The sequence below is a fragment of the Scandinavium goeteborgense genome, assembly GCF_003935895.2.
Taxonomy (GTDB): Bacteria; Pseudomonadota; Gammaproteobacteria; order Enterobacterales; family Enterobacteriaceae; genus Scandinavium; species Scandinavium goeteborgense.
The window spans coordinates 3,359,936-3,375,710 of the sequence record NZ_CP054058.1; the positions used below are offsets into that span (position 1 = coordinate 3,359,936).

A 15,775-nucleotide genomic window follows, 5' to 3' on the forward strand; every position below is an offset into this window, starting at 1 on the left:
CGCTACCCCAGCTTCTTCGCCAGACCTTCCCAACCTTCATGCAAGTTGTTCAGGATCTGCACAACCTCATCCATCTTCTCAATGCTGAGCTCGCTGCTGGCTTCGTACAGACGGTAGACGCAGTGGTCATACAGACGGGCCAGATTTTGTACCAGCTCCCCGCCGGTTTCGAACTCCAGCGAACTGGTTAACGCATTGAGAATATCGATGCACTTATTGATGCTTTGCGCTTTTCGCTCAAAACGTTTGCCTTCAATGTGACTCTTCGCGCGCTCCAGCTCATCGAGCAATCCGGAGTACAACACCAGCACCAAATCGAGCGGTGATGCGGAGGCCGTTTTTGAAGCCAGGTCCATTTCTTTGTATTGCGAGTACCCGTCTTGGGAGCCGTACATAATCTTTCTACCTTTAGTTCAATGCAGGGTTAGCCGAACGCCGCCATGCTCATTTTCATGCTGTACACTTCAATCATGGTGTTGGTGTACTCGGACAAATAGCGATCGTAATCCTGCTGATAAGTCTGTTGCAGCTCGTCAGTTTGCGAGTCGATTTTGTCTTGCTTGTCGTCCAGCGATTGTTGACGCGAGGTGATGATGCCGTCGCTGGAGTTGGTGTAAGTTTCCATCAGGTCGTCAAACTGGGCGATCATGCCGTCATCGCCGACGAAGATGTCCGACAAACCCTGCGGGTCGGCTTTCATGGCTTCGTCAAAGGCTTCGGAGTCGATTTCCAGATGCCCGTCGGAGTTAAGGGAGATGCCATAATCGAGGATGGAATTACCGTTATAATCGGCATGCACAATCTGGTTCATCTGGCTGGTCATCGACTTCAGACCTGCATCACCGGCAAAAACGCCGCCGGAAGAGCCGTTGGAGCCGACATCGGTCAGATCGTCGATGGTATCGACCAGGGTGTTATACGAATCGACAAACACCTGGGCCTGCGCCTGCGACGCAGAGGTATCCTGTGCGACTTTGATGGTGACCGGTTTATCGGTGGTGACTTCCGAGAACGTCATACTGACGCCGGGGATCACATCATCGAAAGTGTTGGTGCTGCTGCTGATTTGCGGGCCGTCGACGGTGCCCAAATTTAGCTGCGCATCCTGCGCGGTGCTTAATTTTTTACCGGTAGAATCTGCCGCATTTTGCAGGTCGCTGTTGCCGGAAACGGAGACCGAGAAGGCACTGTCTGCCCCGCTCTGATCTGAAGAGAGCATGATGGTATTGCCATCATCGGTTTTCATCAGCGTCGCGGTGACGCCCGGGTTATCCTCGGAGTCATTGATTGCACCCACCAGCTCGCTCCCGTCCAGGAAGCCATCACCATCGCTGTCGGCTGAAGCCAGATCGACATCCATGGTGTCTTCACCCATGGTCAGCGTCACGGTGCCCTGCGCAGGGATGGTGTCATCCGCCATTGCAAAGGATTCCTGCTGCGTCTGCGCCAGTTGGGTGACGTAGAAAGAGTAGGTTCCAGCCTGTGCAGAGGAGCTTGCTGATGTGGTGACGGATTCATCGCTGGCCGTTGCGGTATTCACCACCACGCCATTATCTTCATTGTTCAGGGCGTCAACAGCGGTAGTGAAATCGCTGATCGCGGTGGACAGCGCGTCAAGACCGGCAGTCTCATTGTTGACATCCGCCTGCTGCTTCTGAACCTGACCCGCTTGGGTGGCGATGTCGGCGTAGGCGACTTCTGTCGCAATCGTTCTTGGATTAATCATGATAACTCCGTGGATGATTTCATATTAAAGCAATATCCGTGCCATAATTTTTTATCTTTATTTATCATGAGGATATTTATGAAAGGAAAACGACCTTCCGTACGGAGGAAGGTCCAGGAAGCCTGACACGGCCGAAAAAAAACACCGCCGCTGGCGGTGTTTTTGATTGACGTTAACTCGCCATGTAAGCCTCTAGGGAGGATTACTGCAGCAGGCTACCGACCATGCTGCTGGTGCTGTTGGACTGCTTCAGCATGGTGATACCGGTCTGCATCAGAACCTGCTGTTTAGTCATGTTGGACGCTTCAGATGCGTAATCGGTATCCATGATGTTACCGATTGCAACGTCAGTGTTGTCTTTCATGTTGGTCAGGTTAGCAGCGGTGTCGTTCAGACGGTTGATAGACGCACCCAGGCTAGACTGGATGTCGCTGATGTCGTTCATTGCAGTGGAGATGCTGTCCATTGCAGCGTGCGCGCCGCCGGAAACAGTCAGTTCAGAACCACCCGTAACGGTACCGCCAGAAGAGCTCTGGTCAGCGGCGAAGGATGCGCTCACAGCGCCCAGGTCAGTAACCAGGGAACCCAGCTTAGAAGAGATGTCTACGGTGATGGTGTCCGAAGACTCTGCGCCAACCTGGAAGGTTACTGCGCTCTGGAACAGGCCAGCTTCGCCGGTGTTGCTGCCCGCACCAGAAGAACCGAACAGGTTAGTACCGCCGTAGGTGGTGTTCTGCAGCATGTCAGACATCTGCGCACCCAGTTCGTCGTACTCGTCCTGCATTGCCTGCAGATCGTCGTCGTTGTACGTTCCGTTCGCTGCCTGAGTAGACAGGTCGTTCATACGACCCAGAACGTCGGTCATTTCATCGAACATGCCGTCAGCGGTCTGCAGCATTGCAGTTGCATCGCTGATGTTACGCTGAGCAACAGCATCACCCGCAGACTGAGTCTGGAGACGGGATGCGATCTGCTTGCCCGCTGCATCGTCTGCAGAAGAGTTAATGCGGTTACCGGTAGCCAGACGCTCCATGGAAGTTGCCAGGGAAGAGTTGGATTTGTTCAGCGCATTTACTGCAGCCATAGAGGCAACGTTAGTATTGATAGATAACATGATACTGCTCCTTGTTGAAAAACTATTTAATCTCGTTTTGGTACTTTTGAAATGCGGCAAGAGTTTTGGAAACTTAACGAAGTTTTTTATTAAATTAACAAGTTACTGTTTTATAACGAAAACTAATTACATTTATTATTCAAGAATAGCGCCATGCTGTATTTAATCGTCTTCACATCGGCATATTTAGCTGAAATATTCAGCGTTATTTATTTTTAAACAGGACTCTGGCGTTAAATATCAGACTGACGGTTAACCGACTGACGAAAATAATGGATAATAAATGTCCAGCATTGCCGGGAATCGTTCTCTGGCTGCGTAATAGATGTGTGAATTATTCTTCTGTGATGCCAACGTTATCTTCATTATTCCGACTTAGCGCGAAGAGCCTGCTGCTCGCCGCGGCGTTAATCCCCGCGACGACGCTGGGTGCGAAAACATCGACGCACACCACAAGACGATCCCGCAGCCATAAACATGTGGTTCATCATCATCACCCTGCGCCGGTCGATACCCTGAGCTACGCGGCGCGTCTGCGGATGCTGAACCGCGCCCGCCTGCTGAATCATTACCGGGCCGGGCACAAAAAAGTCGGTCCGGCAGAGATTGCCGCGGTGGTGGCTTCCACTAAAGCGGAACGTGCGAAGAATAGACGGCTGGTAAAAGCGCACCCGGAATGGTTCCGCGGCCCCTGGAAGCTGGGCGACAGTCGGTGGGATGATGTGCGGGAACACGAAGGCTTTCTCAGCCACGACCATCTGCATAACATGACCGAAGTGGCGATTCACCGGATGGAAGTGCAGCTGGGTAAACCGTACGTTTGGGGAGGTACGACGCCGGAGACCGGCTTCGATTGCAGCGGTCTGGTGTTTTACGCCTATAACAAAGTGTTGGCCGACAAACTCCCGCGCACCGCCAATCAGATGTATCACTATCGACGGGCGATTAAAGTGGCGGGGAATGAATTACGACGTGGGGATTTGCTGTTCTTTCGTGTTCACAGTCACGGGGAATATGCTGATCACATGGGCGTGTATCTGGGCCATGGCCAGTTCATTCAGTCACCGCGCACCGGGGAATCGGTGCAGGTCAGTCAGTTGCAGGACGACTTCTGGCAGCAGCACTTCCTTGGCGCCCGACGCATCCTGACCGATAACACCATTCTCTAAAGGTTGAGCACCAACAGGCTGATAACCAGCAGCGTGGCGAACAAACAGACCGCCACCGCGATCAGCAAACCTCTTGAGGCCTGCTCCGAAGAATCCGCCGCGGCAGGCGGAAACGGATGCCATGTCGGCGAGTTTCCCTCCCCTTCTTTCGTTTTCGCCTGCAGACGATCGCGCGCACGGTGCTTTTCAGCGCGATTCTTTTCCTGCGCTTTATCGCCCTTATGCCATAACGGCACATTTTCCTCCGGGCTTTCCCGCTTTTCCGTCGAGGCGAGCGGCGTTTCCTGCGCGACGTGTACAGTCTGGCGCGGTTCCCGTGGGATAAGCGTGATGGTTTTATCCATCAGGGTCAGCAACCCGGAACCCGGTTTTTCGTCGTGGTTCTGGGTCGGGGAATGGGCTGGCCGGGCGTCGTTCTCTGAAAACAGGCGTGACGGACGAGTTAAGGGCTGACCCTCTGGCGTCGAATCCTCCGGCTCGTCGTCGCCCAACAGCGCCGCCAGCAGACTGGCAGGCGATTCGGCTAATTGACCTTTCGCCCGCACGGGTGTTTTGGCCGGAGTATCAGGCGCGCCGCCGGACAGCAGCGCAAAAGCTTGCATCGAGGTTTCCAGAAGGTTTGTCGCGGCCTGCTGTGGCAGTTCGGATGCCTGCGGCTGCACGGGCGGAACCGGTGCGGCCTGGGCGGACGCCTCGGGCAGCGAGGCCTCTGGCTGAGTAGAGAGGATTTGCCGATAAACCATCGCGCCTTCCGGCACAGAAAGGACCGCCGTCTGAGGCACCGTTGTTTGAGAGGAAGCAGCCTCCGGGATTTCGTCCGCCGCGCTTTCCAGATAGGCGAGCGCGGCGTTCAGCACCTCTTTTTTTACTAACGCTTGGGAAGATTGCGCGGCCGGAACGGGTGTTTGCCCCGGCGTTTGCACCGCAGGGGAATCTGGCGATAACGCGCCTTCCTCCTGCGGTTTTTCACCCTTCGCGCTGTCCAGCATCTCATCCAGCGCCTGCGGCACGGCCGTACTCAGGTTTTGCAGTGCGTTACGGATCAACATGTTAGCTCAACGAGCCAAGGATTTTCAGTTCAAGCTCATCCGGCACTTCATTATAGGAAAGCACCTGTAATCCCGGGGCAAACAGTCGCGCATAGCGGGCCAGCAGCGGACGCAGAATCGGCGCGACCAGCAGCACAGGATTGCGCCCGGCGGCTTTCATCTGCTCTTTAATCTGCGGCATGTTGTTCTGGAACTGGCTGAGCATATTCGGATCGACGGACACGCCATCCAGCGCCACTTTACCGCCCTGTTGCGCCTGGTTCACCACGCTGGTCAGCAGATTCTCCAGCTCATTGTTCAGGGTGTAAACCGCCAGCTCTTTATCGCGTTGCAGATCTGCGGTGATACTGCGGCGCAGCGCCAGACGCACATCCGAGGCTAACAGCAGCGGCTCTTTGGTCACCGTGCTGCTGGCGACCAGTACCGTGGCGATGGTGACAATATCACGCAGCGAAACGCCTTCGGTCAGCAGGCTGCGATAAACCTTCAGCAGCTGGCTGTAGTTCAGCGCGGTATTCAAATCTTCGGCTAACCGTGGGGCCATCGACGAAAGGCGATTATGCAGCAGGGTGATGTCGTCATAGTTGAACAGTTCAGGAATAAAATTGCGCACCACTTTATTGACGTGGGTCGCAATGATGCTGGCGCTGTCCACCACCTGATAGCCCAGATTCAGAGCCTTGGCTTTCTGCTCATTTTGAATCCAGGTCACCGGCATGCCGTACGCCGGGTCATTCCCCAGCGCACCCTCAATTTCGCCGTAGACTTCGCTGGACGGCAGCGCCATCAGCTTGTCCGCAGGGATATTCCCCTCTTCGGCCATGATCCCGTTGATGAAAATGGCATATTCCGTCGGCTTCAGGCGGAAGTTTTCCCGCACCCGAATTTCCGGCAGCAGCACACCGTTGCCGTCGGAAATGACCTGGCGAACCCCGCGGATACGCTGCGTTAACGGATTGCCTTTCTCTTTATCAATCAGCGAAACCAGCTTGTAGCCAAGGCTGAGGCTAATCGGCTCGATAAGCGGAATGGTTTGCCAGCTGACTTGTTGCTCTGCCGTTTCGGTGATGGTTTTAGTCAGCGTTTCCAGATTCTGGGTGTCGTCTTCCGCCTCCTGTGGGCGTTTGCTCATGCGCCATGCGCCGAAGGCTAACAGCGAGGTAAACATCAGGAATGGCAGATGCGGCATGCCCGGCACGATAGCCATGATGAACATGATGCCTGCGGCGGTATACAGCACCGACGGCGTGGCCAGCATCTGCTTGCGCACGTCGCTCGCCAGGTCGCCAGCGCCGCTGACGCGGGTAACGATAATCGCCGCCGCCGTGGAGAGCAGCAAGGATGGGATCTGTGCGACCAGGCCATCACCGATGGTCATCAGCACGTACTGCTGGAAGGCGGCTTCGGCGCTGAGATCGTATTTGAAGATACCGATACAGGTCCCGCCGATCAGGTTGATGGCGAGGATCATCATGCCCGCGATGGCATCGCCACGCACGAACTTGGAGGCACCGTCCATTGCACCGTAGAAGTCAGCCTCTCCGGCGACCTCTTTACGGCGCTCCTGCGCCTGCGACTGGTTGATAAGGCCGGCGTTCAAATCGGCATCGATAGCCATCTGTTTGCCCGGCATCGCGTCGAGGGTAAAGCGCGCCGAAACTTCGGAAATACGCTCGGCCCCTTTGGTGACCACGATGAAGTTGATGATCATCAGAATGACGAACACCACAAAGCCGACCACGAAGTTACCGCCGATAACCACCTGGCCGAAGGATTCGATGACCTTACCGGCCGCACCGGACCCTTCTTGACCAAACAGCATCACCACACGGGTTGAAGCGACGTTCAACGACAGGCGCAGTAACGTCGTAACCAGCAATACCGTTGGGAACAGGCTAAATTCCAGAGGACGCTTGGCGGAAATCGCGACCAGCAACACCATGACCGCAAGGACGATGTTGAAGGTAAACAGGACATCCAGCAGTGCCGGCGGCAACGGCAGGATGATCATCGCCAGGATAGACAGCAATACCAACGGTATCGCCAGGTGTCCTTTGCTTATGTAGGTTAGTAATTGCTTACTTTTGGTCGTCATCCGTTTTCAAAACCTCTTTAGGGATGGTGATATAGCGATTTAACTGTGGGCGCGGCTGCGAGCCGGCGCGCCAGTGCTTCAGCTGCAGGACATAGGTCAATACGTGGGCGATGGCGCGATAAAGCTGGAAGGGAACCTGTTGATTCACCTGGGTGGTGTAATACACCGAGCGCGCCAGGCGTGGGAATTCAACCACTTCGATATCGTTTTCATTGGCGACCTGACGAATAAACAGCGCCACTTCGTCGGTGCCTTTAGCCACCACAAACGGGGCCTGGGCGCGGTCCTGGTCGTACTTTAAAGCCACCGCAAAGTGCGTCGGGTTGGTTACCACCACGTCAGCATTGGGGACCACTTTTCGAATTTGCCCCATCGCCATTTGCCGCTGTAAACGGCGAATTTTGGCTTTAACTTCGGGCTTACCTTCCTGATTTTTATGTTCTTCTTTGACTTCCTGCTTGGTCATTTTTAGCTTTTTAGTGAACATTTTCTTCGCCAGCGGCACGTCGACGATGGCGAAGAACACAAACAGGATGACGAAGTTGAGCATGATGCTGTGATACATCGACAGGCCCTGGCCCACGGCGTGCTGGAAGGACATATCTTGCAGGCGCAAAAAGGCCACGAAATTGCTGCGTACGCTCAGCCAAATCAGCAACAGCACTACCAGCGCTTTCAGCACCATTTTGCCGGTTTCGACTAAGTGCTCGGCCGAGAAAAAGCGCCCAAAGCCGGAGATCGGGTTAATTTTGCTAAAGTCCGGGATCAGCTTTTGCGGCATCAAAACGAAGCCGCCGGGTACCATCGATGCGAGGATCGCAGAGACGGGGATCGGGATCAGCGTCACGATGAATTTGAGCATAATCAGCAAATTATGCTTGAGGAAATGCGCAAGAATACCCGGCTCATTCACGTGAATGCCGTAGGAATGAATGGTAATGAAACACTCGCGGATAAAGCTCGCGTACAGCGGAAACGAATTGCTGACCACGATAAACGACACCAGCAGTGTCGATGCCAGTCCCATGTCCTTCGAGCGCGCAATCTGCCCGTCCTTGCGAGCCTGGCGTAATTTTTGCGACGAGGGTTTTTCTGTTTTTTCTTCGGTACTGCTCTCAGCCATGCGCGACCTTCAGCTTATCGAGCTGATGCAGCACTTCGTTCACTAGCTGCATATAGTGGTCGGGCACGCTGTACATCAGGGCGGCAAAACAGACCAGCCCCGCGAGCATGTTGATAGGGAAACCGAGTGAGTAGAGATTCAGTGACGGCGAAATGCGGTTCAGCAGGCCAAAACACATTTGCACCACCAACATGATAAAGGTGGTTGGCAGCGCCAGCAGAAGCGCTGACGATAATACCCAGGTGAACGCCATCGCGACGGACATCAGCGATTGCGGCGTCAACGCGTGACCAATCGGCCAGTAGGTAAACCCTTTGTACAGGATGCTGACCAGCAGCAGATGCCCGTCCATGATGAAAAACAACAGGATGGCGAAGATGTTGATGAACTCGCCCAGCACCGCGATGTTGGTTCCGCTGTTGGGATCGTTCATGGTCGCCATACTCATCCCCATGTTAAAGGAGAGGATCTGCCCGGCCATTTGCAGGACCTGAAACACCAGCTGGAGCATCATGCCAAACAGCATTCCCCAGATGAACTGCTCCAGCGTCAGCAACATCGTGGTCACCAGCTGGTCGGGAATCGGGTGTGGGATCATCGGGGTGATGATTAACGTCAGTGAACCGGCCAGCATGATCCGCACGCGGATGGTGAAGGCGTGGTTTTGGAAGACCGGGCTGAACTGGAAGAACGTCATGATACGGACGAACGGAAACCACATCCCCAGCACCAGGTTTGTGAACTGTACGATGTCGGTTTGACCCATTTTAATGTACCAACACCGCCGCCTGAGTGAACAAATGCACACAGAGATCGTCGAGGGTAGTGATCATCCACTTTCCGGAGATCCCCAACACGGCCAGGGTCACAATAAGTCGCGGCAAAAAGCTCAGGGTCTGTTCGTTGATCTGCGTTACGGCCTGAAAAATACTGACGCACAGGCCGACCAGCAAGCTGGGAACGACCAGCACGCAGACCAGCATGATCACCACTTTAATTCCGCTGCCGACAATATCGGCCGCCACATCCACCGTTAACATGCTGCGATTCCTGTCATCATCCCAGCCCAAGGCCGCGAATACTGGAGGTGAGAGTGCCGACGGTCAGTGACCAGCCGTCGATGAGGACGAACAGCATCAGCTTGAATGGCAGTGAAACGATCAGCGGTGACAGCATCATCATCCCCATCGCCATCAATACGCTGGCCACGATCAGGTCAATCACCAGGAATGGGATGTAAATCATGAAGCCAATCTGGAACGCCGTTTTCAGCTCGCTCAGCACGTAGGCGGGTATCACGATGCTCAGGTCTTGCGCCGCCGGGTCGCCTTTAACGTCGGCGATAGTCATGATTTGCGCCATCGCCTTTTTATCGGTCTGCGCCAGCATGAAGCGCTTTAACGGCTTCGCCCCGGTCGCCAGTGCTTCGGAGAGCGTAATCTGATCGTTCTCAAACGGCACGACCGCGTGGTCGTAGATGTTGATCCCAATCGGACGCATCACCAGCATGGTTAATGACAGCGCAATACCAATCAGAATGCGGTTTGGCGGGGATTGCTGTAATCCCATCGCCTGTCTTAACAGGGAGAGCACGATGATAAAACGCGTGAAGCAGGTCATCATCAGCACCAGCGTCGGCAGTAAACCGACGAGGGTCATGAGGATAAGCACCTGCAGCTTAACGCTGTACTCCTGCGTATCACCGTGGTTAACGACGCTCAACAATGAGATATCTCCCCCCTGCGCAAAGGCATGGGAGGAGATAAACATCAGCGCGAGTCCTGCCAGACTGGCAATGAGAGAACGGGATTTCATGGCTTCAGGTCGTTGATTTCACGAGAGTTGAATTCCAGTACGCGCAAACCATACTTCTCGTTCACCACCACGACTTCCGCTTTGCCCAGCAGGATATTGTTGACCTTGATATCCAGCGGTTCGCCCGCGAGCTTGTCCAGCTCGATAACGGTGTCGTCATCCATGTCCAGCAAATCCGCCAGCATCACTTCCACGGAAGAGACTTCCAGCGTCAGGGTCACCGGGATGCGCTTGAGCAGAGACATTGAGTTTTTCTGCGTGGCAGCCGCGACCGGAGCCGGGCTAGCTACCGCGTCTGCGGCGGCATCTGGCGTGTTAAGTTCAAAACCTTGTTCGAGTAAATCTTCATGCTCATTCATAGCTATTCTCTGACTTTGTTCCGGCAATATCCGACAGATACAGTTTGTTTTTGTCCTCCACGAGGAGGGCGCTGAACAGTTCAGCTCGGCCGATGTTCACCGAATAACGCTCCGGCAGACCGATTGGCAAAATATCGCCTGGCTTGATGGTGGTCAGTTCTGCGACATTCAACGAGAGCTCGGCAATTTTGACCGTCAGGGTCAACGGCAGCGTGTTGATCACTTCGCTGACGACCGCCTGCTTTTTCTCTTTGCGCGCGCTGACGTCCAGCTGCTCGCTGGAGTTACGGATATCCTGCTGGCGTAAGGCATTCAGGACAAAGTCCGTGTGCGCATCGTCGAGGAAGATGTAAAAACAGCTCCCATCCCCGCCGTCCAGCGTAAAGGTCACCTTGTACGTCCATTGCGTTTGCACGCCCATATTGTCGGGCGAAATGGACAGGGCTAACCCTGACGTGTCTTTATCGAAAATCATCCCGAGAATATCGTGTGCGAGGCGATTTTTCAGACGGGCTTCCGTTTTGGTTGGGAGTTCATTCTCATCTGATAATTCAGATTCCAAATCGCCCTCAAGACCATAGAAATTACCCAGCAAGGTCAGCAGTAATGGTCGATCAATATCAAACGCAAGTTGTCCAACGTCTGAGGTAAAAAGTTCAGCGGTCTTATTGCTGACGTCCATTTCACAATCAATACGTTTCAGCGAGATATAAGAACGATGTTTTTTGAGGAAATAATTGTTCAGTCTCGAATCGAGCGTATCGAATTTGCTGACAAAGATAGTCTGCAGACGATGGTATGGACGACCGAGCCGGTTCCCTTCCAGTTTGAAGATGCCCGGTGTTTGACTGTACTTTAACATAGTACGCGTTCTCTGCATTTTTCTCTGTATAGCAAATTATCGGCATCAGGTTAATGATGAAAACAACTTGCTTTCTTTAATAATAAATCAGTGAATAGAGCCGCCGCGTCTGCGGATAGTGGCACATAAAAAAACTGGACCCGCATTTAACCGCACCCGCCCTAAAGTCGCAATGGCATTTTATTATTAATACATAAAATGAACGAATAATATCTTGAGTGAAAGCAGATAAAAACCTGATGACCACACGGTCAATATGCTGTTTTTAAAGGATAATATTTTTTTGATGCATTTATGTAATCTTTGAATGGAGGACGATGTTAGTATCCACCCTCATTTCTCACCACTTTATATAGCACGACTAATGTCGCTGTACTCATGCAAATAAGAGAGGCATTTATGCTAGATATTATTGCCACTGACAATCGAACTCTGAACGTACTGACACTGGCAAAGAAAGTGGCTGCATTTAACGTTCCAGTGTTGGTTCAAGGAGAAACAGGAACAGGGAAAGAATATATTTCTAAATATATTCATGCTAACGCCTTTGCGGAATGTCAGGATGCGCCGTATATCGGAGTGAACTGTGCTGCCATTCCAGAAAACATGTTAGAGTCTACCCTGTTTGGTTATGAAAAGGGAGCCTTCACCGGTGCAACAAATACCGTCGCGGGCAAGCTGGAATTAGCCAATAAAGGCACCTTATTACTCGATGAAATCGGTGAGCTGCCTTTAGCATTGCAGGCAAAACTGCTGCGCGTGTTGCAGGAAAATAAGGTTGAGCGACTCGGCGGTCATCGTCAGATTAACCTGACCTTCCGCCTGATTGCGTGCACCAATAAAAATCTAGAAAAGGAAGTGGCAGAAGGCCGTTTCCGTGAAGATTTATTCTACCGTCTGAACGTGGTGCATATTGATGTGCCGCCGCTGCGTGAACGCCAGGCCGATATTCTTCCGCTGGCGGAGCATTTCATCCAGAAATACACCTCGATGCTGGGCAGAAACGTCAAGCTGTCGGAGTCTGCTCGTCGCTCCCTCACCACCCACCAGTGGCCGGGGAACATTCGTGAGCTCGAAAACACCATTCAGCGCGGGATGATCATGAACCGTGACGGCGTGGTGTATCCCGATATGTTGGGTATTCCCCAAACTGCACCCATCCGGCATGCCGAACCGATGCTGACCGAATCCGCCGCCGTCGCGCCGACGACTGCGAAAACCGTGTCGGCCGCCCCTGGCGACCTGCGTTTGCATGGCCGCTTCGCCCAGTACGAGTACATCGCTGATTTGATGCGCACGTATCAGGGCAATAAATCCAAAATCGCCGACCTGCTGGGGATCACACCGCGCGCCCTTCGCTACCGCCTGGCCTCCATGCGGAAATATGGCATCGAAATTTTCTCTTAAGTCGCACATTCACCTACAAGGACTGTTTTTTAAGGCATGCCATGAATACGTTAACGATTACTCCAGCAAGCACGATGCAAACGCAGATGCTGCAAGACATGACCCAGATGCGGGCGGTCGCGGATGCGCCCGTCCTGCCTGCTGCGCACGCCAACATTGGTGAAAGCACGTCCTCTGCCGCCACGCCGTCCTTCAGTCATATCATGAGCGCTTCGCTGCATCGCGTTGACGGCTATGAACACACTGCACAGGTACGTCAGAACGCCATTGATATGGGAAAGAGCGACGATCTTGCCGGGGCGATGATCGCCAGCCAGCAGGCGTCGTTGTCGTTTTCCGCTCTTGTCCAGGTGCGCAACAAAGTTGCGTCTGGCATTAACGACCTGATGAGTATGTCCATTTAATCGCCATGAATCAGAATCTACTCGAAAAAGCGCGTCAATGGCTGGCTGTTGTGATGGCAAAGCTGGATGGCAAAAAGCGCATCGCCCTGTTTGCCACCGCCGCGATTGCCGCGACGGCCATTATTTCCGCCATCGTTCTCGGCGGAAACTACGGATACGTTGCCCTGTACGGCAGCCAACAAAACATTCCTGTCTCCCAGGTCATCTCCGTCCTGGATGAGAGCAAAACCCCTTATCGTATCGACCCAAGCAGCGGTCAAATCCTGGTTGCCGAAGAGTCCCTGTCGCAAGTGCGCATGACCCTGGCGGCAAAAGGTGTTCAGGCCCTCTCCCCTGACGGCTATAAGCTGATGGATAAAGACGAAGTGCTGGGCTCCAGCCAGTTCGTGCAGAACATCCGCTATAAACGCAGCCTCGAAGGTGAAATGGCCAAGAGCATTATGTCTCTTGATGCCGTGGAAAATGCGCGCGTGCATCTGGCGCTAAACGAAGACAGCTCCTTTGTGGTGAGCGAACAGCCGAAGAACAGTGCTTCCGTAGTAGTGCGTATGCACTATGGCAATACGCTGAGCCTCGACCAGGTTAACGCCATCATCCACTTAGTGTCCGGCAGCGTGCCGGGCCTGTTGCAATCTCAGGTCAGCATCATTGACCAGTCCGGCAATCTGCTGTCTGACGGCGTCAGCGGCGGTGAAGGCTCCCGGGCCGTTACCCGCAAAAATGACCAGGTCGTGAAAGATATTCAGGCCAAGACCCGCGCAAGCATTGAAAACCTGCTCGCGTCGCTGGTCGGCAAAGGTAACTACCGCGTCAGCGTGATGCCGCAGATTGACCTTAGCACCGTGGAAGAGACGCAGGAAAACTACGGTGATGCGCCAAAAGTCAGCCGCGAAGAGAAAGCGGAAGACCGCAATACCGATCAGCTGGCGATGGGCATTCCGGGTTCACTGAGCAACCGTCCGCCGATGGCACCGGCTAACGCACAGCAAGGCAAGCGTGAGCCTGCCGCGATGTCTCTGCATACGGAAAATAAGAGTGATTACGCTTACGACCGTAACGTGAAGCACATCCAGCATCCGGGCTTTACCGTGACGCGCCTTAACGTGGCGGTAGTCCTGAACCGTAACGCCACCTTCGTGAAAAACTGGCACGCACCGCAGGTCCAGCAGATCACCACCATGCTGAATACCGCCGCCGGAATCGACGCCCAGCGTGGCGACACGCTGACTCTAACGATGATGAGCTTCGTTGCGCCATCTGAAAGTGATTATCCGAAGCTGCCATGGTGGCAGGACAGCGACATTCTTGGCTGGGCCAAGCTCGCAGGTTCCCTTCTGTTAGCGCTGATTATCCTGCTGTTCTTCGTGCGTCCAACCATGAAACGCATGAATGCCGCGCGCGACGAGCGTAAAGCGCTGGCTGCAGCCGAAGCGACGAATCAGGCGCTGCGCCTTGACGCGAAAGCGGATACTCAGACCGTAACCGATACGGTGCGTGAATTTGAGCTGCCTACCCTGCCGGTGGACGAACCTCTTCCTTCGCCAACCTCTGGGCTTGAAGCGAAACTGGAATACCTGCAGAAACTGGCGATTGAAGATACCGATCGCGTAGCGGAAGTCATCAGACAGTGGATTACAAGCAATGAGCGAATTGAAAACAAGTAAAAACAACCTGTTAGAGCAATCTGCAATCTTGTTACTCTGCCTGGGTGAAGAAGCCGCGGCGACGGTAATGAGCAAGCTGACCCGTGAAGAAGTCGTGCGTCTGAGTGAGCACATGGCCCGTCTGTCAGGGGTCAAAATTACCCAGGCGCGTCGGGTTATCAATAACTTCTTCGATGAGTTCAGCGAACAGAGTGGGATCAACGGCGCATCGCGCTCGATGTTGCAGAGCATTCTGAATAAAGCCCTGGGCAGCGAGATTGCCAGCGGCGTGATCAACGGCATTTACGGGGACGAGATCCGTTCCCGCATGGCACGCCTGCAGTGGGTTGAACCCCGCCAGCTGGCGCTGCTGATTGGCGAAGAGCACCTGCAACTGCAGGCGGTTTTCCTCGCGTTCCTGACGCCGGATATCGCCGCGGAAGTGCTGCTGTATATGTCGGAATCCGTGCGTAACGAAATCCTCTATCGCGTCGCCAAGCTGAACGACGTCAACCGCGATGTGATTGACGAACTCGACCGCCTGATGGAGCGCGGCCTGGCCGTGCTCTCCGAACACGGTTCGAAGGTCAAAGGCATTAAGCAGGCGGCGGATATCGTCAACCGTATCCAGGACGACCAGCAGGTTATCCTCGAACAGCTGGCCGAACGCGATGGCGATATCCATATCCAGCTGCAGGATGAAATGTACGACTTCTTCATCCTCGGCCGTCAGAGCGAAGAAGTTCGCCGCAAGCTGCTGGACGAGATCCCAATCGAAGAGTGGGCCGTGGCGCTGAAAGGCACCGAAGCCCCGCTGCGTCGTTCCATTTATGCCGCCATGCCGCGCCGTCAGGTGCAGCAGCTGGAAAGCATTACCGCCCGCCTTGGGCCGGTGCCTATCAGCCGTATCGAGCAAATCCGTCGTGAAATCATGTCAGTGGCACGTGAACTGGAAGAAGCAGGCGAAATCCAGCTTCAGCTGTTCGCAGAACGGACGGAGGAATAACCG

The 15,775-nt window shown here is 54.0% G+C and carries 16 protein-coding genes; 5 read left to right on the forward strand and 11 right to left on the reverse strand.

From position 1 onward, the window contains the following. Positions 1-2: 2 nt before the first annotated feature. The 3 genes from fliS to lafA all read right to left on the reverse strand — a co-directional run bounded on the left by fliS (position 3) and on the right by lafA (position 2,840). A complete protein-coding gene (gene fliS, locus A8O29_RS16945; protein ID WP_110511191.1) occupies positions 3-395 on the reverse strand; it encodes a flagellar export chaperone FliS in 393 nt (130 codons plus the stop codon). A gap of 29 nt (positions 396-424) precedes the next feature. Beyond that, positions 425-1,726 carry a flagellar filament capping protein FliD gene (fliD, locus tag A8O29_RS16950; protein ID WP_125355371.1) on the reverse strand — a complete coding sequence of 434 codons (1,302 nt, stop codon included), beginning with the start codon at positions 1,724-1,726 and terminating at the stop codon, positions 425-427. 202 nt (positions 1,727-1,928) lie between these two features. Further along, positions 1,929-2,840 (reverse strand): lateral flagellin LafA, encoded by a 912-nt coding sequence (gene lafA, locus A8O29_RS16955; protein WP_125355372.1) that lies wholly within the window; start codon positions 2,838-2,840, stop codon positions 1,929-1,931. A gap of 329 nt (positions 2,841-3,169) precedes the next feature. Here lafA and A8O29_RS16960 point away from each other — a divergent pair, with 329 nt between their 5' ends. After that, positions 3,170-4,009, forward strand: coding sequence for a C40 family peptidase (locus tag A8O29_RS16960; protein WP_246316618.1), 840 nt, complete (start codon positions 3,170-3,172; stop codon positions 4,007-4,009). On the opposite strand, the gene A8O29_RS16965 is transcribed toward A8O29_RS16960, so the two are convergent. The 8 genes from A8O29_RS16965 to A8O29_RS17000 are packed head-to-tail and all read right to left on the reverse strand — an operon-like array spanning position 4,006 to position 11,312. After that, on the reverse strand, positions 4,006-5,058 hold the full coding sequence (locus A8O29_RS16965; RefSeq protein ID WP_125355373.1) for a hypothetical protein: 1,053 nt from the start codon (positions 5,056-5,058) through the stop codon (positions 4,006-4,008). The two genes, A8O29_RS16960 and A8O29_RS16965, sit on opposite strands and share 4 nt — an antisense overlap. A gap of 1 nt (position 5,059) precedes the next feature. Continuing rightward, the gene (locus A8O29_RS16970) at positions 5,060-7,153 is read right to left on the reverse strand and encodes a flagellar biosynthesis protein FlhA (RefSeq protein WP_125355374.1); all 2,094 of its coding nucleotides are present in this window, start codon (positions 7,151-7,153) and stop codon (positions 5,060-5,062) included. Next, positions 7,137-8,276: a flagellar biosynthesis protein FlhB gene (flhB, locus tag A8O29_RS16975; protein ID WP_125355375.1), complete on the reverse strand. Its 1,140-nt coding sequence runs from the start codon at positions 8,274-8,276 to the stop codon at positions 7,137-7,139. Before flhB ends, A8O29_RS16970 begins: the two co-directional genes overlap by 17 nt. Next, positions 8,269-9,042 carry a flagellar biosynthetic protein FliR gene (fliR, locus tag A8O29_RS16980; protein ID WP_110511200.1) on the reverse strand — a complete coding sequence of 258 codons (774 nt, stop codon included), beginning with the start codon at positions 9,040-9,042 and terminating at the stop codon, positions 8,269-8,271. Before fliR ends, flhB begins: the two co-directional genes overlap by 8 nt. A 1-nt stretch (position 9,043) precedes the next feature. Beyond that, on the reverse strand, positions 9,044-9,316 hold the full coding sequence (locus A8O29_RS16985) for a flagellar biosynthetic protein FliQ (RefSeq protein ID WP_110511202.1): 273 nt from the start codon (positions 9,314-9,316) through the stop codon (positions 9,044-9,046). A 16-nt stretch (positions 9,317-9,332) separates the two neighbouring features. Next, complete coding sequence (gene fliP / locus A8O29_RS16990) at positions 9,333-10,046, reverse strand: flagellar type III secretion system pore protein FliP (protein ID WP_373422886.1); 714 nt, start codon at positions 10,044-10,046, stop codon at positions 9,333-9,335. 41 nt (positions 10,047-10,087) lie between these two features. Then, positions 10,088-10,450 carry a FliM/FliN family flagellar motor switch protein gene (locus tag A8O29_RS16995; RefSeq protein ID WP_110511205.1) on the reverse strand — a complete coding sequence of 121 codons (363 nt, stop codon included), beginning with the start codon at positions 10,448-10,450 and terminating at the stop codon, positions 10,088-10,090. Beyond that, entirely contained in the window at positions 10,443-11,312 is an 870-nt protein-coding gene (locus A8O29_RS17000; RefSeq protein WP_125355377.1) for a FliM/FliN family flagellar motor switch protein, read from the reverse strand. Before A8O29_RS17000 ends, A8O29_RS16995 begins: the two co-directional genes overlap by 8 nt. A 378-nt stretch (positions 11,313-11,690) precedes the next feature. Here A8O29_RS17000 and A8O29_RS17005 point away from each other — a divergent pair, with 378 nt between their 5' ends. From A8O29_RS17005 to A8O29_RS17020, 4 genes are read left to right on the forward strand one after another with little or no spacing between them, the layout of a single operon-like run. Then, positions 11,691-12,719, forward strand: a complete 1,029-nt coding sequence (locus A8O29_RS17005; protein WP_420853911.1) for a sigma-54 interaction domain-containing protein — start codon at positions 11,691-11,693, stop codon at positions 12,717-12,719. Between the two features lie 41 nt (positions 12,720-12,760). Continuing rightward, on the forward strand, positions 12,761-13,123 hold the full coding sequence (fliE, locus tag A8O29_RS17010) for a flagellar hook-basal body complex protein FliE (RefSeq protein ID WP_125355379.1): 363 nt from the start codon (positions 12,761-12,763) through the stop codon (positions 13,121-13,123). A 5-nt stretch (positions 13,124-13,128) separates the two neighbouring features. Next, positions 13,129-14,787: a flagellar basal-body MS-ring/collar protein FliF gene (gene fliF, locus A8O29_RS17015; RefSeq protein ID WP_125355380.1), complete on the forward strand. Its 1,659-nt coding sequence runs from the start codon at positions 13,129-13,131 to the stop codon at positions 14,785-14,787. Beyond that, positions 14,765-15,772, forward strand: coding sequence for a FliG C-terminal domain-containing protein (locus A8O29_RS17020; RefSeq protein WP_110511214.1), 1,008 nt, complete (start codon positions 14,765-14,767; stop codon positions 15,770-15,772). The genes fliF and A8O29_RS17020 overlap by 23 nt, the downstream gene beginning before the upstream one ends. The last annotated feature ends 3 nt before the right edge of the window (positions 15,773-15,775 follow it).